The organism is Paenibacillus sp. FSL k6-2145, from assembly GCF_037976585.1.
Lineage (GTDB): Bacteria > Bacillota > Bacilli > Paenibacillales > Paenibacillaceae > Paenibacillus.
Genome location: NZ_CP150267.1, coordinates 388239 through 407684, shown reverse-complemented (window position 1 = coordinate 407684; position 19446 = coordinate 388239). Strand labels below are relative to the sequence as shown.

Here is a 19446-nt window from a genome sequence, read left to right as displayed (position 1 = left end):
TGTTACTCGTGAGACATACGTTTTTTTTATTTTGCAGAACTATGAACCATCTGAGAATGATCGGCCATGATTGCTGGCGTGGACTCCCTGATAATGGGTTTGGTCACAATGTGCGAGACCTGATAAGGTTGTGAGGGGCTATTAATCCGGGATAACAGCATCTCCGCAGCCTTAATGCCCATCTCATTGCTGTAAATATGAACCGTTGTTAATGCTGGCTCAATAATTCGAGATTGGGGTGCATTATCGAATCCGCATATCACAATATCCTGTGGCACAGCGACATTTCTGTCTTTTAACGCCCTGATCAGATCAACTGCTATAAAGTCATTAGCGCATACGTAAGCGGAAGGTAGGGAGGTCAGCTCTGCCACTCGCTGGTTCAACCATCCTGGCTTGGAGAAACACAGGCGATCATTATCTACGATGCAATGGGAGAGGTCGACCTGCAACCCCGCCTCCAGCATAGCACGCTGATATCCAACCCATCGTTCATTAAAGCTCTTGCAGTGATTGTAATCCCCGACGAATCCGATACTTGTGTAGCCGCTCTCAATTAATTTTTTGGTTAACTGGTAGATGCTATGTTCATTCTCCATGAGTAGCAAATCTGCTTGGAATTCGGGATAACATATGTTGGAAGCGCAATCGATAAAGATGGTGGGAATGCCCAGATCGGTAATCAGCTTTGTATATTCCAGATCAAATAATTCAATGCAAATAATGCCGTCTACTTTGGCTATATCAAAATTGTTGGGAAGTGTAAGTGTATCTTGATCGTCTTCACGCACGATATGAATCGAGAGATTGTATCCCTCCGCACTGATTCTTTTCTCCAAACCGCTGATTAACAATGAACCAAAGTGAGATGTATTAGGCAGGTTTTCAGTTAACAGGGCGATATTGCCCGGAGGCTTGGTTAGAACATGCTCATTGTCCATATAGGCAAACTGTTTATATTTAAGTTCAATTGCTTTTTTAATTACACGATTTCGGGTCTCATCCGGGATGTTTCCGCTATCATTTAATGCTTTGGAAGCCGTATTCCTGGAGATCCCCAAAGCATCAGCGATGTCTTGTATCGTGACTTTTTCCTTTGCCATCTAATGCTTCACCTCTAATCATCAATAGTCATCCATATTCTTCTCTAAGTCAAATGTATAATAGAACGGGACAAATAGCAATCTCTGTTTTACAAATGCACAATTGTGTTTACATTTAGATAAGCGAATTCTATTTTCATAATTGTTCCAGAAGTTTCGTTAATTAGTGTAACAATGATGATCTATTACAGTAATGATATAGAAATATCTATGCTGGTATTAACGATTCAGTGCTATATATATGCAAATTTAATCCTCTTTAGTTACATTAATGCAAAGATAAAATGATCAAATGCACAAATATTTTTTTACAAAACGTATTGACTAAATCCGTTGAAACCTGATAAATTGTAAATTATTAAATAGGCAATTGTAAATATTGAAAGCCCTTACTGAAAACAATTGTCAACTTCTAGAATGAACGGGGGTATCGTGATGGATAACATAGCCGACAGCAAAAAGGGCGAAGGAAGGGTACTGAAAGTGAGGACGACAAGCGGTCATAGGTTGCAGCAGCTCAAAAAAAATTACTTTTTATATATGTTGCTTGCACCAGCCTTAATTTTGACTCTTATCTTCAAGTACATTCCGATGTACGGAGCCATCATTGCGTTTAAGGATTTCAGTCCGATCAAAGGCATCATGGGTAGTGATTGGGTAGGACTGAAGCATTTTGAGAAATTTATAGCTTCACCCAATTTCGATATCATTTTAATGAATACGCTTAAACTCAGCTTTTTGGGATTGATATTCAGTTTCCCGGTGCCCATTTTACTGGCACTCATGCTGAATCAGGTACGCAGAGCTGGCATCAAAAAAAATATTCAATTGTTTCTGTACGCACCCAATTTCATCTCGGTTGTTGTGGTTGTGGGTATGCTGTTCATCTTCCTCTCACCGACAGGGCCAATTAATCAATTAGCCACATGGATTACAGGTCAGCCAATCATGTTCATGTCTGAACCGGAATATTTCCGCTGGATCTACATTTTGTCCGATATCTGGACCGGAGCCGGCTGGGCTTCCATCATATACGTTGCGGCTTTGGCCAATGTTGATCCGGAGCTTCATAATGCGGCTAATCTGGATGGAGCCAATCTCCTTCAGCGTATTCGCCACATTGACCTTCCAACGATTCGTCCGATTATGGCCATCGTCTTTATCCTTGCAGCTGGCGGGATTATGTCCATTGGATTTGAAAAGGCCTATCTGATGCAGACGTCCATGAACCTGCCTTCCTCCGAGATTATTGCCACGTATGTCTACAAGGTGGGGTTACAGTCTGGAGATTACGCTTATTCTGCGGCAGTTGGATTGTTCAACTCGGTTATCAATGTGATTTTGCTGGTGACGGTGAATCTGATTGTGAAGAAATTGAATGAAGGCGAAGGCCTCTATTAGGAAAGGAGTATTATCCATGGTTGTTAAACACACGGGAATGGATCGATTGATCCTCACACTCAATGCCATCTTTCTCACCTGTGCTGTACTGGTTGTGGTTGTTCCCCTGATTTATATTGTTATCGCCTCATTCATGGATCCCACGGTGCTACTGAATCGTGGACTGTCCTTTAATGTATCGGACTGGAGTTTGGACGGATATCAGATGATTTTGTCCAATCCAGCCATGATCCGAGGGTTTGCAAATGCGGTATTGTACTCGGTTTCTTTTGCACTGATCACCGTGACCGTATCCATATTTGCAGGTTATGCATTGTCGGATGATAGGCTCGCGGGACGTGGATTTTTCATGATTATCTTTATCATTACCATGTTCTTCGGCGGGGGATTGATCCCTACCTATCTACTCATACGTAATCTCGGCATGCTCGATACGGTGTGGGCAATCATCATCCCTGGAGCCGTTAACGTCTGGAACATCATCCTTTCCAGAACCTTTTTCAAAGGAGTCCCTCGGGAACTGAAAGAAGCTGCAAACGTGGATGGTGCCTCCGAGATGAAGATTTTCTTCCAGATCGTCATTCCTTTATCAAAGCCCATCATTTTTGTACTTGCACTTTATGCGTTCGTTGGGCAATGGAATTCCTATTTTGATGCAATGATCTATCTCGATAATCCGAACCTGCATCCGTTACAGCTCGTTCTGCGTTCCATTCTGATTCAGAATCAGGCTGCACCGGGCATGATCAGTGATCAGCTTGCGATGGCAGAACTGAAACGGCTCTCCGAGATGATTAAATACTCAGCGATTGTCATTTCGAGTCTGCCACTCATCATCATGTACCCGTTCTTCCAGAAGTATTTCGAAAAAGGTGTCATGGTCGGTTCCCTCAAATAGTCAACAGCCTGCGATACAGTAAGTTGATCCAATCCAACTCATGGAGGTCATTATTATGAAAAAAGTGAACAAGTCCAGAAAAGCCGTTACAACGGCATCCATTTCCATGTTATCTGCAATGCTCTTTCTAACCGCCTGTGGCGGGGGTGGAGGCGGCGCGGCTAGTGAGGCGCAATCCCCTGATGGCAAGGTGACATTGAATTTTATAACACAGAGCTCTCCGCTGGCTCCCGCTGATCCAAACGACAAGCTGATTAACAAGCGACTCGAAGAGAAAACCAATGTGCATATCAACTGGAAGAACTATACGAGTGATGTGTTTGCAGAAAAAAGAAATCTGGCGGTGGCCAGCGGTGATTTGCCGGATGCCATTTTTGATGCAGGTTACGGGGACTATGATCTCCTGAAACTGGCGAAGGACGGGGCAATCATTCCACTTGAGGACATGATTGAACAATATATGCCCAATCTGCAAAAGGTGCTGGAGGAAGCTCCCGAATACAAGAGCATGATCACGGCTCCAGACGGACATATCTATTCATTCCCATGGATTGAAGAACTCGGAAGTGGCAAACAACGGATTCAGGCAGTGGATAACTTGCCCTGGATTAATGTGGAATGGTTGAACAAGCTTGGACTGAAGATGCCAACAACAACCGAAGAACTGAAAGAAGTATTGATCGCCTTCAAAACCCAAGATCCTAACGGCAACGGTAAGGCAGACGAAATTCCGTTATCTTTCATTAACAAACCGGGCGGAGAAGATCTGACATTTCTCTTTGCGGCATTTGGACTCGGAGAGAACTGGGATCATACCGTGGTAACCAATGATGGGAAAGTGGTCTTCACGGCAGCTGATGAAGGTTACAAGGAAGCGGTTAAATACATTCATGAGTTGGTTCAGGAAGGTCTCGTGGATGTTGAATCGTACCAGCAGGATTGGAACACGTATCTTGCGAAAGGCAAGGACAACAAGTACGGCATGTACTTCACTTGGGATAAGGCTAACATTACAGGCATGAATGATACGTATGATGTTCTGCCTCCGGTTGCCGGCCCTAACGGAGAGGTCAATGTTACAAGAACAAACGGAATAGGGCTTGATCGTGGTCGCATGGTCATTACCAGCAGCAATAAAAACCTGGAATCCACAGCGAAGTGGGTAGACCAATTGTACGATCCGCTCCAATCCGTGCAGAACAACTGGGGTACCTATGGAGATGAGAGTCAGCAAAATATTTTTGAATTCGATGAAGCCAAAGGGATGCTGAAGCATCTTCCGCTGGAAGGCTCTGCACCTGTGGAGCTCAGACAAAAAACCAGTATCGCAGGACCATTGGCCATTCTCGACAGTTATTATGACAAATACACAACCAAACCGGAAGATGCGGCTTGGCGGATGGAACTTCTTGACAAGGTTATGGTTCCGCATATGAAAGCGGAGAACGTATATCCAAGTGTGTTCTTCTCCATTGATGAACTGGATCGATTGTCCACGATCGAGACCGATCTCTTCGCCTACGTGTTACGTCTGCGTACAGAATGGTATCAGAACGGGAAAATAGATCAGGAATGGGATGCTTACTTGAAAGAGCTGGATCGCCTTGGATTGCAAGAATGGCTACAGATTAAACAAGCGGGATATGACCGTAATAACAAATAAAGAAAAGTACGGAGGAGAAACCATAATGTCGACAATTCTTAAACAAGATTACAGAAATGAATACCACTTTTCACCGAAAGAGAAGTGGATGAACGACCCAAACGGCATGGTGTTTTTCAATGGGGAGTATCACTTGTTTTACCAGTATCATCCATTTGGTACTACATGGGGGCCGATGCATTGGGGTCACGCGGTAACCCGAGATCTCGTCACTTGGGAGGAACTTCCTGTAGCTCTGGCACCGGATGAACATGGCATGATTTTCTCCGGCAGTGCGGTGGTGGACTGGAACAATACTTCTGGATTTTTCGAAGATGAGCCGGGGTTGGTAGCCATTTTTACACATCATCTGGAAGTACCAAATGAGCATCCTGTTCAGCGTCAGAGTCTGGCGTATAGCAAAGACAACGGCAGAACCTGGACTAAATACGAGGGCAATCCGGTATTAAAACATGAGTCCTTTGTTGATTTCCGTGACCCCAAAGTGTTCTGGCATGAGCAGACCAAGGAATGGATTATGATTATCGCTTGTGGTCAAACGGTATGTCTGTACCGATCTCCCAATCTGAAGGATTGGACGCTAGGAAGTGAATTTGGCGAAGGGATCGGTTCACACGATGGCGTGTGGGAATGCCCGGACTTGTTCCCGCTTGCAGTGGATGGAGATTCAGGGCAGGTGAAATGGGTGATGCTCGTTAGCATCGGTGCAGATCCTGCTTTTAAAGAAGGATCCAGAACACAATATTTTACCGGAGATTTTGATGGAAGAACATTTGTCCCAGATGAGGCATCCCATACGATTCGCTGGATTGATCATGGCCGGGATAACTATGCGGGAGTTAGTTGGTCTGACATTCCGGCTGAAGATGGCAGACGCCTGTTTATGGGGTGGATGAGCAACTGGATGTATGCCAATCAGACGCCAACCAATGATTATCGTGGAGCAATGACCATTGCACGGGAGCTGTCTCTGGAGACAAGAGCCGGAGAAGTAATACTGATTCAACGTCCTGCACGTGAACTTAAGCAAGCCCGTACGCCATTATTGTCCCTACAGGATGCTTCGATTCAGCAAGTGAGTGAGCAGTTGAACGCTTTGCAACTAGTGAACTATGAGATCCATGCAGAGTGGACTCCAAATCAGTCGTTCCATTTTGCCTTAAGAAGCGGAGCTGACAACGAAACTCTCGTTGGCGTAGACGCCAACCGAGGGGAAGTGTATATCGATCGTAGTGGATCGGGTATCGGCGATTTTCATGAACATTTCCTGAGCCGTCATACAGCTGAGTTAAAGGCACCGAGTGCGAATCAAAGTTTGCGTATCTTTGTAGATCATTCATCTGTGGAGGTATTTGCAAATGATGGTCAGGCGGTTATTACGGATCTGATCTATCCGGATGTGGATTCCAAGGGCATCTCTGCTCATGCCGAAAATACTGATCTGGTCTTCTCTTCACTTCATATCTATGAGATATCACCAACCAAGGCTAAAGGTTAATTGTAATGAAGGAAAGGAGTCCAGAACGATGCGTATTGGAGCCATAGAAGCGGGTGGAACAAAGTTTGTATGTGGTGTAGGTAATGAGCATGGACAGATTGAAGATCGGATCAGCTTTCCAACAGAACATCCGGAGACCACTCTTGCCAAGGTGATCGACTATTTCAGGGATAAAGATGTGGAAGCAATGGGGGTTGGCTCCTTTGGTCCGATTGATCTGCAACCGGATAGTCCCACCTATGGTTATATTACGACCACACCTAAGCCTGGGTGGGGAAACTGTAATGTGATTGGAACCTTGAAGCATGAATTTCCGGTTCCTTTTGGATGGGATACGGATGTGAATGCTGCCGCGCTCGGTGAAGTGACGTGGGGAGCGGCGCAAGGGCTGGACAACTGTGTATATTACACGATTGGTACAGGCGTTGGTGTTGGACTTGTGGCAGGGGGCCAACGAGTCCATGGATTGTTACATCCCGAGGGTGGACATATTCGCACAAGACGCCATCCAGACGATCACTTTGCCGGATTATGCCCGTATCATGGCGATTGTCTGGAGGGTATGGCTGCAGGACCAGCCATTGAAGCCCGTTGGCAGATCCCTGGCAGTGAATTGCCGGCAGATCATCCGGCGTGGGAGATCGAATCCTTTTACATTGCGGAGTCGATTACAACGGCCATCCTGCTTCATTCGCCGCAGAAAATTATCTTGGGCGGTGGTGTGATGCAGCAAGATCATCTGTTTCCTATGATCCGGGAGCAGGTTGTACGGAATCTGAATGGTTATGTGAATGCTGCCCCAATCACGCAACATATCGACCAATATATTGTCCAGCCTGGATTGGGCCAGCATGCAGGTCTGTGTGGTGCGCTCGCATTGGGTCTGGAAGCATTGCAGCATGCAGCACAAGCGTCACATGCTTCGTAGTTTTCTGAAATAATCTACATCCCAGAAGGGACGGTTGCGGATTCGCTTATTTGTATAAGCAAGAATGCACCGTCCTTTTTGGGCTTTTTTATTTTTTGCGGAGATAAATAGTTTGGAAAATATATTACGTTCTAAAATCCGCTGTTGCTCATGTGAGCTGCCAAAGGTATGATTTTTAGTGTCCTATCCCTATCGTGGGATAAGACATTCAAAAACTAACGTGTCTCCACTGGAAAGGAATTCAACAAATGAACCCAATAACAATGCGTCAAGCTGTACAGGCAGACCAAGAGCAACTCGCTGATTTGCGAGCGTTGGTACTCTACGATGATCTAACCAGACTGGGAAGGTACGATGATGTGAAAGTACGTGAACGTTTCCGGAATACATTCAATCCTGTCCAGACACAGATTATTGAAGTGGAGGGTTCAATGGTAGGTTGTGTAGCGTTGAAGCCCAAGTCTGAGGCATATCTATTGGAACATTTCTACATACATCCCGATTATCAGGGCCAGAGAATAGGAACTCAGATATTGAACATGCTGCTGGAACAGGATGAAGTTCAGGGGAAAAGGGTTATTTTAAATGTTTTGCAGGGAAGTCCTGCTCGGCGATTGTATGAACGATTTGGATTTATATTGGACAGTGAAGATGAGGTCGATGTATTTATGTCGGTCCAAGTGCAGTAATAGTATGATTACCATACGTATTGAAAATTAACTTCATATTTACGTTCTGACTGAGTAGCGGTCAGTGTAACGGTTACGTAACAGACCCATTCATTTAATTCTTGAATGGGTCTATTGAACTTTTCTATTATACTTTCCGATGACGTTACCCTAATATGGATAATAACCTACTTTTTATATAGGAATTATATAGTATGGAGAATGCCAAGATGCCACAATGGAAGAGAAATCTGTATATTCTGTGGTTCGGCCTGTTTTTCAATCATATGGCGTACTCGCTATCCGTTCCGTTCTTTCCTATATTCCTGCAAAATGATCTCGGTATCCAGAGTGGCTTGGAAGCTTGGTCGGGTATCTCCATCTCCATCAGCTTTCTGATCAGCGGATTATGCGCACCCTTCTGGGGATCACTGGCTGATAAATATGGCAGCAAACTGATGCTGGTCCGTTCCGGAGTGGGGCTAGGCATTGCACATCTGGCTAACTTCTTTGTGTATGATCCGTATACGTTTATCGCGGTGAGGGTCTTTCAGGGACTCATGGCTGGTTTTCATCCCGCCTCGATTACACTGATCGGCACCAATACTCCGGAGAAACAGGTGGGTTATGCACTTGGCGTGATCTCTACGGCCAGCGCTGCGGGCGGAATTCTTGGTCCTCTTGCCGGTGGTGTATTGAGTCACTGGATCGGACTGCGGGGATGTTTCATTGCATCCGCTGTAATTACATTGCTCGCGGCTCTGATGGTCCTCGGTGTTAAGGAGTCACGACAAACTCGTACGATCGTTCCAACGAAGATCATAGGGGATTTGAAAAGAGCGGCTTCCACGCCGGGTTTGATGCGAATCTACGGTTTGATTCTCTTAGTCTCGACCTCCGTGCTCATCATCGAACCGGTGCTGACGCTCTATGTGGTCCAGATTGGCGGAGATATTGGCAGTGCAACACTCAGTGCAGGAATTGTCTTCTCGGCGATTGGTGTGGCAACCGTCATTATGGGGCCGCGATGGGGGAAGATTGGTGGAAGGATCGGATACGAGAAAACCCTGTTTATCGGTCTGATCGGCGGTGGGATTGGCAGTCTGCTGCAAATGACAGCAACGAATCTGATTTATTTTGGCAGCCTGCGATTTGTTTATGGTTTGTTCTTTGCGGCAGTCTATCCGGCGCTTAATGCCCTGATCATCAAATATGCTGATCACGATTTTCGTGGGAGGGCTGTCAGTCTGAGTCAGACGGCGAGTCAGTTCGGTATTGTGCTTGGACCGTTAATTGGTGGTTTTCTCGGTGGATGGATCGGCATTCCGTTTATTTTTCTATTTACAGGGATTGTATTGCTTGGAGCGGCTTGGGCAGTCCGGGTAAGTGATGTGAAACAGGCGGATAAACCGGGATTAGGCATGGCAACAGCAGAAGTTAGCGGAAACAGCATAAAGAAATGATGAAACGACTCTCAGAGATAAAAGGATACTCGAACTGAATGGTCATCACCACAACATAGGGAGGAATATATATGTCGCAACGACAATTGAAGTTGGGAGCCAATCTGAACGGAGTGGGTAACAGCATTTCCTTTTGGCGTCACCCGGATATTCCAATTAACGCGAGCGTTAGTCTGGAATTCTACAAGAAGCAGGTGCGTATCGCGGAAAAAGGGAAGTTTGATCTGCTCTTTATTGCAGATGGCCTCTTCATTAACGAGAAGTCCAATCCACATTTTCTCAATCGCTTCGAACCTCTCACGCTTCTGTCCGCACTCGCTGGGGCAACTTCCCATATCGGGCTGGTTGCTACATTGTCTACTTCCTATAGTGAGCCCTTCACGGTTGCGCGGCAATTTGCCTCGTTAGATCAATTAAGCGGTGGGAGAGCCGGATGGAATGTGGTTACTTCACCTCTGGAAGGATCGGCACTTAATTTTGGCAAAGGCGAACATCCGAACCATGCGCTGCGCTACGAGATTGCGGAAGAACATCTGAATGTGGTCAAAGGACTTTGGGATTCCTGGGAGGATGATGCCTTTATCGGAGACAAGGAACAGGGCGTATTTTTCGATCCTGCTAAGCTACATACGCTAAATCACAAGGGAGCGCACTTCTCGGTACAGGGTCCGCTTAATGTGGGGCGTTCGAAGCAGGGGCATCCGGTGATTTTTCAGGCGGGCTCATCTGAATCTGGTAAAGATCTGGCCGCCCGATCGGCAGATGCCGTCTACACGGGACATGAGACGTTGGAGGAAGCAAAGGAGTTCTACCGCGATGTGAAAGCAAGAGCGGTGGCTTATGGACGCAAGGCAGAGGATATCCTGATCTTCCCGGGCATCGGCCCCATTGTGGGTAGAACAGCGGAAGAGGCTGAGCAGAAATATCAGGAAATTGCCGAACTGGTGAGTATTGATCAGGCGTTGAATTATCTGGGACGTTACTTCGATCATTACGACTTCTCCCAGTTCCCGCTGGACGAACCTTTCCCTGAGATTGGGGAGATCGGCAGCAACAGCTTCCGCAGTACAACAGATAAGATTAAGCAGCAGGCACGGGAACAGGGGCTGACCCTGCGCCAAGTCGCGTTGCTGGCATCCACTCCACGTACATCGTTCATTGGTACACCGGATCAGATCGCAGATCAGATTCAGGAATGGTTTGAAGGCGAAGCGGCAGACGGATTCAATGTTCGTACCGTGGTGCCCAATGGTTTGGAAGATTTCGTGGAGCTAGTTGTCCCGGTTCTGCAAGAACGAGGGCTGTTCCGCACGGAGTATGAACATGAGACGCTAAGGGAGAATCTGGGTCTTGAGATTCCGCGTAACCGGTATACGTTAGAGAGCGTGAGATAGAGAAGTTAGAGCGGTAATGACGTTAATATAACGTTGTTGCGGCTCTTTTTTAATGGTTTCTTTTTCGGAGAGTACTGCTATTATAAAATGATAAAGAAAATGATACACAAGCTGCAATTCCAGACTAGTCACAGGAGGAGATTGGGATGATTAGAGGGTTAACGAATGCGGGACTGGGCAACATCGAGTCTGATGAACAATATATCACAGAGGCGGCCAGGCACGGATTCGGATCTGTAGATTTGAATCCGCTCTCATTGATTGAAACGTATGGCAAGGAACGGGCGCAACATCTGCTGGAAAGCAATCAGGTGATCATCGGTTCATCGGGTCTGACGGTAGAGTGGCGGACGACAGATGAACAATTTCGTGAGGGGTTGCAATCTTTGGTCGCTATGGCAGAAGCTTCTGCTTCACTGAATTGTTACAGCTGCTGCACGTATATTTTACCCTCGACGGATCAGCCAGCAGCGCAATTTATGGCGGCGGCTACGAAACGCTTGAGACTCTGCGCAGATATCTTGGATGCTTACGGGATTAAGTTAGGGCTGGAGTTTGTTGGTTGCCATCACTTGCGGACCCAATGGAAAAATCCGTTTATCTGGCGTGTGGAGGATACCCTGGACTGGATCGAGACGATCCATGCACCTAACGTAGGTTTACTGGTGGATTCCTATCACTGGCATACGAATGGTCTACCGATGGAAGATCTGTTGAAGCTGAAGAAAGAACAGGTTGTTCATGTGCATATCAATGATGCTTATGATCTGCCTGTGGAAGAATTGCTGGATTATGAGCGTTTATACCCCGGCGAAGGGGTCATTGATTTGGGTGGATTTCTGAGAAATCTGCAGGCGATTGGTTACAATGGCGTGGTGGCTCAGGAAGTACTGGCACCGGCATCGAATCTAAGTTTGAGTGAAATATTGGCTAAGTCGAAAGCGGGTTTTGACAAGGTATTTGCGGCAATCTAAGTTACTGAAAAAAGGAGGGGGTGTTCCTAGCTATATTTGTGGCTTATGGAACACCCCTGTTCTTGTTCAATTAATCCAGCACGCCGTGATCTTTCATCAGTTGTCTCGTAACGATCCACAGTCTGTTTTGCATGGCCTCATCTCCTCCAGGATGTGTAGGAACAATAGATGCTCCAGTCCCCACATTGAAATATCCTCCCGAAACCTCGCCATACTTCGAATCCACAGCCAACCGAGTAATGATATCCGCACCCCGGCGCGGGTCGCCAATGTGCAAAAAGGTTAAAATGCGTTCAAGCACACTTGCAAACCATAGCTCTCGTCCAAGACCCGTAACATTAAAGCCAGGATTCAAGGCATTTACGCGAATTCCGGTTCCACGCCATTGTCTGGCTAGTTCACCAGTAAACATAATATTGAGCAGTTTGGTTTTGCCATAGATTGGAGAGGAACCGCGTGCAGTAAAAGGAGTGATATCCGTTAAGTCATCTGGCAATACCAGTGTGCCATGATTCCGCGAAGCTTCAGATGCAACATTGACGACTCGGGCATGGCCCGCCTGAAACAGGGAAGATTGCAATGTGTGCGTTAACAGCCAAGGTGCCAAATAATTCACGGCAATCATCTCGGCATATCCTTCGGACGTGACTCTCTGTTCAAAAGCATGAAGTCCGGCATTGTTCAGAAGTACGTCTATACGTGGATAAGCGGCTGCAATCTCAAGCCCAACACGTTTTACATCACTCAGTAAGGACAAGTCTCCATAGAAAAATTCAATTTTGGCAGAAGGCATGATTTCCTTGATTTTGTACCTGGTAGCCTCGGCACGTTCCTTGCTTCGGGCTGTGAGTATAAGATGTGCCCCGCGTTTGGCGAGTTCCATGGCTGCAAGCTGCCCTAAACCGCTTGTTGCTCCGGTAATTACAATAATGGGATGTTTAGTTTTCATGAGAAGATCTCCTTTTGACACGAATAGATTCGGAATTATATAATGGACATAAATCAACTATAAATATTAATTGATATTTGTCAACTATATTTCAAGAAGTCTACTTTCATGTATCTGGGAGAGGGAGTTAACAATAATGAGTGAAAATCCAGTCAAAACCAAAGATAGAACAGCCCTGGAGCTAGCGCTGGGTGAGCAGATTCATGCACTGATCAGTGCTTCGCATGCGCTTAACGTTCGATCTGCCGAGCGTTTTGATGCGAATCTGCAACCTGCCGCTTTTCAACTGGTACGGTGGCTCTACTCCTATGGCCCAACAAGCGCCGCGGCTTTGGCAGAAGCGAATGCAATGGACCGCAGCTCGGTCAGCCGATTAATCAAACAACTCGAAAAGTCGGGATATGTTAGCAAAGAGCAAGACCCCAAGGATCGGCGCGGGGTTTTACTGTCTCTTACGGAACTTGGTCAACAATCGACGGTTGGTGCGCTCAAGGAGAAGGAGTCAGCTTTTTATGACCGTATATCCAGATGGGATGATAAGGAACTGGAGCGTTTCACCGCCATGCTCAGGCAGTTTAACGGATTGGAAGAAAAGTGAGATGAACAATAGTGTGGATTGTATTTGATACCTGAACCATAGGACATGTCACCATTGAGCGAGGTAGACTACAAATTCATAGCAAAAGCGAACATCTGGTGATGTCCGCTCGTGAAGTTCCCAGATCATTTTATAGTTTCCAGGGAAGCTGCGGGATTTTATATCGGAAACCCTGATGGTTTCCTTTTCTCACATATATCCAAGGTGGTGGGACAGGGGTGCCTAGTGCTTTATACAAGACCGTTCCTTCATCGCTTGCGGAATATTCTTCGATACTACTTTGGATATCCTCCCAATGAACCTTACCTTGGTAAGACAGTGTCTGCCCTTGAACGATAACATGAGGTGCACCTGAAATGATTCTCTGCGTTATGTTGAGAACTCCAACCTTTCCTGAGGACAACATTATCAATTCGCTCATGAAAAGTATGATAATCAAAATGACTATGCTCACAATCCATCGCTTTTTGCTCATTTTGTGACCTCCACTACCTAGGGATCATTCCCTCATAGTTAATGTCTTTTAATGACATAATCTCGTCAGAGATGGTATTGATTTTGACTGAGTAGGGCTTAATAGCTTGCAGGAATTCATTAATGGTCTTCTTACGATCTTTATGAAATACGCCAGATGTTATGTGATTCTCCTTTAATACGTTATCGTTCATTATGACTTGTTTAGAATAACTAACAGTATTGCTATAATCGATTAGATGCGTAACCCCCGTGAATTTGCCATTAGTTAATGTACCTTTGGAGAATTCGGATGGTTTAATCCCAATATATTTTTCAGAAGAACCGTGTTTCTTTTTATAATCGATAATCGTGTCAAAAAAGTCCTTGTCCCCGGTTAACTTTTCGTTGAAATAATCATTTTTGAGAGCAATCGTAGTTGTGTGATCAGTATATCCTAGTGAGACAGTATCTGAAGAGTGAATTGCGTAATATCCTTGAGTCATCTTGCCCTGATTGAATGTTCCATTGTTAATGGTGTTGATGTATCTGTCAAGTATAGGGTAAACCTTACCATCAGAAGTAAGATACTGTACTTCTAACCATTGCGTAATTTCTTTTCCTTTACCATGATATGTATCATTAATCCATGATCCGGTGTAGGTTTTTGTAGTGAATTCACCTGTTCCATGGCCCATATTAGATTCATCGTAATCCTCAAAGGGGACACCTCCACCTTTAACTAATGTATATGTATACTTGCCTTTTCCTTGCCGCTTACCACTCATCCAATCTCCAGAGTAAACTTCGGTTTCTCCCCATCTTGCGGTTCCTTTACCATGAGGTTTCCCGTTTAAAACTTCACCATAGTACGTCGCTCCCTCTGACAATTTTAAGTTTACTTTCTTCGATGCTGCTTCTGTTGGAGTAGCGCTTGATAACAGTCCAATGATAATGGTGATCGTTAATCCAAAGCCTAGATAGAATCTTTTCAAAAGTGTGCAACTCCTTCAATGTATATGGATCTTTGCGTTGTTAGACATCTTCAACATTATCGGTATATGTATCGTATTTTTCCAGTTTAAATATAAAGTGGAGATAGGTCGGATCTTACAAACAACACACTACCCAGTCCACAAAAGATTTTCTTCGGGTGGCATGTAAGACGTTCCATAGCTTTAATTCACGAAACGAAAAGACACGTTACTGTGATAGAATGATTTAGGTTGGGATGATGAAACGGTGGGGGCTTAGAAAATGAACAAAACTGAGCGACAGCTTGCGATTACGCTTGAATTGCAGCGAAGAAAGATGTTAAGAGCAGAAGATTTAGCTGCTCAATTGGAGACGAGTGTACGTACGATATATCGAGATATTCAGGCATTAAGTGAGGCTGGTGTTCCGATCATGGGTGCTCCGGGTCAGGGGTATTCCCTCATGGAAGGATATTTTCTGCCCCCGGTAAGCTTCACCGCAGAAGAAGCCGTATCCCTGCTAATGGGAGCTGATTTTATCGAACAGAGAATGGATACAGAATACGCGATGGAGGCTAAGTCGGCTCAACGAAAAATTGAAGCGATCTTACCAGAATCCGTTCGTAATGAATCAACACGTGTTCGGGAAACGATGCGACTGCTTCATACGGTTGAACCTTTAACCCGAGCACGGGTGAAAACATACCTTAACCAGATACGTAATGCCATTCTGGATCAACGTAAAATCAGCTTTATGTATCTGAAAAAAATGCCAGGAACGGATGGGAATCGGTATAACATGCGTGAGGTTTCACCCTATGGCCTCTCACTGGTTCAGGAGAATTGGATGTTAATTGCACGTTGTGATATGCGACAAGACATCCGTCATTTTCGTTTGTCACGCATGACTGAACTTTCCGTGCTGGAGGATCAATTCCTTTTGCCGCCGGATTTTGATCTAAACAGTTATCGACCTCCTGACGACCGTAACGAACACATATTAATCAGGGCTAAACCTGAAATCGCTGACAAAATTATGGAGGCCCTTCATTTTTATATGGATGCATTTGAGGATCAAGAGGAAGGTGTGATTTTTCATTTTCGTGTCCGCTACCCGGAGGAAATCTTGCATTATTTACTTGGTTGGGGTGGAGATATCGAGGTCTTGGAGCCGGAGTCTTTACGCTTTCGAATGCAGGAAGTAGCCAAAAACATCTTAAAACACTACTGACATACACCTGTCAGTAGTGTTTTTTTATATTTTGATATATCACAGATTAAGAGGAGTGGGTTGAAGGATGAGAAGTACAACGGAAGTATTGAAATCATTGGAAATGACAGACAGAAGATATTGGATTGGCGTTGTGTCTGCTTCTCATGTAAATGTAGCCGTAGAGGGAGGGTTTGCGCAGCTATGCCATGGCAAGTCAGCAATGTTGCGACAGATGTCCGCGGGTGATTGGATGATATACTACTCTCCACGTACAGACATATCAACTGGCAAGCCACTTCAGGCTTTTACCGCTATTGGTCAGATTATCGACGACAGGGTCTACCAATATCAGATGTCGGAATCATTTGTACCCTTTCGCCGAGATCTCCGTTATCTTCTGTGTCGAGAAGTAAAGATCGCAACGTTGTTAGATCAGCTCAGTTTTACACGGGGAAATCGCAATTGGGGGTTTCCGTTTCGTAATGGTCACTTTGAAATTGGGGCTGAAGACTTCAGGATGATAGCTTCCTCCATGTTGGAAAATGAGGCACAGTCACTACTGGATATTAGCTTAAGCCATAAATGTTAACCAAACCAAAAGGCCCATAGATTGTCTATGGGCCTTTTTGCTTTATGGATAATCATAAAAAGCTCTGACGATCATTACGGATGTGTGAGACATCCATGAGTAACCGTTGTGTACATGTTATGGATAGTCGGTTTGACATCAACAGACCAATAGTGAGCGTAGGATAACTTAAGAATGCATGACGAGCCGCTAATTATGCGGCATTTTTTTGATTTTCAATTGAAGAACCATAACTCTGAAGGTGATCCTAAAACCATAGTCAGATTTTTGTGGTAATTATCTGCATAAAAACATATTATTTATATATTATTACAAAATGTAACAATGCGGCACTGCAACCGCTGGGGGATTTGAATGGATGCGGAATTATTATCCTAGTTCCAGTATTGGATATTATGCTAATGCAGCGTTAGGTTGGGCTGCCTGGTACAATACTACGGGTGGGCTTACGACTTTCAATTATTATCACACTTCGGTTGCCAAAACAAATAGAGCGACTCCAATGTATTCTAGCTCTTGTAATAATTTGTCTGGTGTAATGAAAGGGCTTCAGTCTGACTATTATATGCAATTTTTTGATGCTGAATTGATGGCTTCTACATATAATCCAAATGCGTGGAGGTTGCAGGATCACCAAGCAGGATCTAACTCAACAGGATATTTTGATAGTGGATATGTAAATGGCTGGAACTTAAAAGCAGAATAAAGCGTTAAGAATATATACTGACTAAATTAGAGGAGGGCCAACCTGTGAAGAAAAAAACATTGGTTTCACTACTCACCATACCACTGGTAGCTGCATCTGTGAGTGGCTACATGTACTTGAATGAACCGTCTATAGTTAGTGCTCAAAGCGATGTTGAAAGCGCAGCACTTAAGGCGACCCAGGGTAAGATTGATTACATTAAAGAATCGTTTGAAGACGGATCATATATCGTTCGCTACCGGGACCGTGTAAATTTGACAGAAATCACTGAGGAATACCGTGATAACCAGCTTCATAATAAATTGATTATTGAAGATGGCGGTAAGAAAATCACTTCGTATGGTCGAGATTTCGAGAAAGGGAAATTGGTTGGGAATACCTGGACCATGCCGGACAACATAGCTGCTGAAAATGAGAAGTTGCTCCAGATCTCGTTGTTGGAGAATGCTAAAGAAGAATTACAGAGTCAGGATTGGACAGTACTGGAAACTGCGGGCACAAAATCCCGTTCTGCTACTGAGAGTAACGAGCAAAAAGCTGTCTCGGAGGATAACCTCCACAAGGAAGTTGTAACCATTGATGTAAATACGGGTTTACCGACGAAACGTGTGATTTATCAGAAAGACAAAAACGGTGAAATTGTAACTAGCTCAACCAAGACAGAAGAGTACAAGTACCTGGATTCCATGCCGATGAAGATCCAGAGCTTTGCTCCGGAAGAATCCGTTGAGATTAAAGAAATACCGGCGCCTGTAATTGAAGATAAGGTGCTTGAAGGTTCATAAGACTTTCAGTCTATTTAATTGTACATAGCCGAAATTAATTGGACTGGTTTTCATCAGAAAGTTGCGGGTACGTCTTCTTAAATCACTTTTTTCCTTCTCCATCTCCTATGCATCGATTTCAATGAGGGGCTGTTCAGCTCATCTCAGCCGCTGTATCTCTAATGACGTTTGGGCATTGGATCAGTCTTCTGATAAGCCTTCTCCCCAGAAAAACAAAGTTGCCTTACAACTTTCAATATTAAGGAAGATTGCGTCTAACTTTCTGAAGTGTTTTGATACCATTAAGGTTTAAATTCAAGTGGAAAAGTCAATAAAGGCTCTGTAAGCAACGCTGTACAATCCACCGAAAACCAGTACAATTGAACCTATAAGAACATGAGATAAAGAGAGGTATTTCTCCATGACCGATACAAGTGGGAATCGCAAAGTTGACGGCTATCTTAAGAAACTCAAAACGTGGCAGGAAGAGTCCACGAAGCTGAGAGAGATTATTCGGGATTTTGACCTGCCAGAGGATATGAAATGGATGCACCCTTGTTATATGCTCGATGGGAAGAACATTGTGCTAATCCATGGATTCAAAGAGTACGTGGCGATCCTGTTCTTCAAAGGTGCTCTGCTGAAGGATACACACGGCATTTTGGTCCAGCAAACGGAGAATGTACAGGCAGAACGCCAGCTTCGCTTCACCAGTCTGAAGCAGATTGTAGAGCAGGAGGCTATGATCAAAGCCTATATCCAGCAAGCGATTGAAGTGGAACAGGCGGGATTGCAGGTGGAAATGAAAAAAACTGCCGAATATAGCGTTCCTGAGGAACTTCAACAGCAATTCGATGAGAATCTTGCTTTCCGAGTTGCATTTGAAGCACTGACACCCGGACGGCAGCGAGCATATCTCTATTATTTCTCACAACCGAAGCAATCCAAGACAAAAGTGTCACGAATCGAGAAGTACATGCAGCCGATCCTGGAGGGGAAAGGGTTGAATGATTAATTCTAGTTATAAAGGTTTCTCCAATTGACAAATATAACGTCTTCCACTAAGATAATCGTACAAGTAAATAATGAATATAATCAGGATTGTTACTGATCAGCAGGCAAGACCGATTGATATGCAAACATGTATAGGCTATATACGATGTGGGCATTATTAATGGTCTTTTTTTTGTTGCTAAATCTTGTTAACGTT

At 44.7% G+C, this 19446-nt stretch carries 19 protein-coding genes; 15 read left to right on the top strand and 4 right to left on the bottom strand.

What is annotated here, in order from left to right:
* Window positions 1-26: 26 nt before the first annotated feature.
* Entirely contained in the window at window positions 27-1103 is a 1077-nt protein-coding gene (locus NZ043_RS01775) for a LacI family DNA-binding transcriptional regulator (RefSeq protein ID WP_339310381.1), read from the bottom strand.
* Between the two features lie 435 nt (window positions 1104-1538).
* Here NZ043_RS01775 and NZ043_RS01770 point away from each other — a divergent pair, with 435 nt between their 5' ends.
* The 9 genes from NZ043_RS01770 to NZ043_RS01730 all read left to right on the top strand — a co-directional run bounded on the left by NZ043_RS01770 (window position 1539) and on the right by NZ043_RS01730 (window position 11990).
* Complete coding sequence (locus NZ043_RS01770; RefSeq protein WP_339310379.1) at window positions 1539-2504, top strand: ABC transporter permease subunit; 966 nt, start codon at window positions 1539-1541, stop codon at window positions 2502-2504.
* Between the two features lie 16 nt (window positions 2505-2520).
* On the top strand, window positions 2521-3402 hold the full coding sequence (locus NZ043_RS01765; RefSeq protein ID WP_036617174.1) for a carbohydrate ABC transporter permease: 882 nt from the start codon (window positions 2521-2523) through the stop codon (window positions 3400-3402).
* Between the two features lie 55 nt (window positions 3403-3457).
* Entirely contained in the window at window positions 3458-5065 is a 1608-nt protein-coding gene (locus NZ043_RS01760) for an ABC transporter substrate-binding protein (protein WP_339310377.1), read from the top strand.
* A gap of 25 nt (window positions 5066-5090) precedes the next feature.
* Window positions 5091-6563: a glycoside hydrolase family 32 protein gene (locus NZ043_RS01755; RefSeq protein ID WP_339310375.1), complete on the top strand. Its 1473-nt coding sequence runs from the start codon at window positions 5091-5093 to the stop codon at window positions 6561-6563.
* A gap of 28 nt (window positions 6564-6591) precedes the next feature.
* A complete protein-coding gene (locus tag NZ043_RS01750) occupies window positions 6592-7491 on the top strand; it encodes an ROK family protein (protein ID WP_339310373.1) in 900 nt (299 codons plus the stop codon).
* Window positions 7492-7739: 248 nt separating this feature from the next.
* The gene (locus NZ043_RS01745; protein ID WP_133385804.1) at window positions 7740-8180 is read left to right on the top strand and encodes a GNAT family N-acetyltransferase; all 441 of its coding nucleotides are present in this window, start codon (window positions 7740-7742) and stop codon (window positions 8178-8180) included.
* Window positions 8181-8389: 209 nt separating this feature from the next.
* Entirely contained in the window at window positions 8390-9622 is a 1233-nt protein-coding gene (locus NZ043_RS01740) for an MFS transporter (protein ID WP_091034755.1), read from the top strand.
* Between the two features lie 71 nt (window positions 9623-9693).
* Window positions 9694-11016 (top strand): LLM class flavin-dependent oxidoreductase, encoded by a 1323-nt coding sequence (locus NZ043_RS01735; RefSeq protein WP_091027882.1) that lies wholly within the window; start codon window positions 9694-9696, stop codon window positions 11014-11016.
* 146 nt (window positions 11017-11162) lie between these two features.
* Window positions 11163-11990 carry a sugar phosphate isomerase/epimerase family protein gene (locus tag NZ043_RS01730; RefSeq protein WP_339310372.1) on the top strand — a complete coding sequence of 276 codons (828 nt, stop codon included), beginning with the start codon at window positions 11163-11165 and terminating at the stop codon, window positions 11988-11990.
* Between the two features lie 70 nt (window positions 11991-12060).
* On the opposite strand, the gene NZ043_RS01725 is transcribed toward NZ043_RS01730, so the two are convergent.
* A complete protein-coding gene (locus tag NZ043_RS01725) occupies window positions 12061-12939 on the bottom strand; it encodes an SDR family NAD(P)-dependent oxidoreductase (protein ID WP_339310370.1) in 879 nt (292 codons plus the stop codon).
* A gap of 136 nt (window positions 12940-13075) precedes the next feature.
* Between NZ043_RS01725 and NZ043_RS01720 the strand changes: the two genes are divergently transcribed.
* Window positions 13076-13537: a MarR family transcriptional regulator gene (locus tag NZ043_RS01720; RefSeq protein WP_339310368.1), complete on the top strand. Its 462-nt coding sequence runs from the start codon at window positions 13076-13078 to the stop codon at window positions 13535-13537.
* A gap of 130 nt (window positions 13538-13667) precedes the next feature.
* On the opposite strand, the gene NZ043_RS01715 is transcribed toward NZ043_RS01720, so the two are convergent.
* Both NZ043_RS01715 and NZ043_RS01710 read right to left on the bottom strand, forming a co-directional pair.
* Window positions 13668-14012, bottom strand: coding sequence for a hypothetical protein (locus NZ043_RS01715; protein WP_091027891.1), 345 nt, complete (start codon window positions 14010-14012; stop codon window positions 13668-13670).
* Between the two features lie 13 nt (window positions 14013-14025).
* A complete protein-coding gene (locus NZ043_RS01710) occupies window positions 14026-14985 on the bottom strand; it encodes a hypothetical protein (RefSeq protein WP_091027893.1) in 960 nt (319 codons plus the stop codon).
* Between the two features lie 262 nt (window positions 14986-15247).
* Here NZ043_RS01710 and NZ043_RS01705 point away from each other — a divergent pair, with 262 nt between their 5' ends.
* The 5 genes from NZ043_RS01705 (at window position 15248) to NZ043_RS01685 (ending at window position 19251) form a co-directional block, all read left to right on the top strand.
* Window positions 15248-16195, top strand: coding sequence for a YafY family protein (locus NZ043_RS01705; RefSeq protein WP_091027895.1), 948 nt, complete (start codon window positions 15248-15250; stop codon window positions 16193-16195).
* A 67-nt stretch (window positions 16196-16262) separates the two neighbouring features.
* On the top strand, window positions 16263-16766 hold the full coding sequence (locus NZ043_RS01700; RefSeq protein ID WP_240768078.1) for an EVE domain-containing protein: 504 nt from the start codon (window positions 16263-16265) through the stop codon (window positions 16764-16766).
* Between the two features lie 358 nt (window positions 16767-17124).
* On the top strand, window positions 17125-17472 hold the full coding sequence (locus tag NZ043_RS01695) for a hypothetical protein (protein WP_339310365.1): 348 nt from the start codon (window positions 17125-17127) through the stop codon (window positions 17470-17472).
* 44 nt (window positions 17473-17516) lie between these two features.
* Complete coding sequence (locus tag NZ043_RS01690; protein ID WP_091027900.1) at window positions 17517-18257, top strand: hypothetical protein; 741 nt, start codon at window positions 17517-17519, stop codon at window positions 18255-18257.
* Between the two features lie 400 nt (window positions 18258-18657).
* Entirely contained in the window at window positions 18658-19251 is a 594-nt protein-coding gene (locus NZ043_RS01685; protein WP_091027901.1) for a YdeI family protein, read from the top strand.
* Window positions 19252-19446 lie beyond the last annotated feature (195 nt).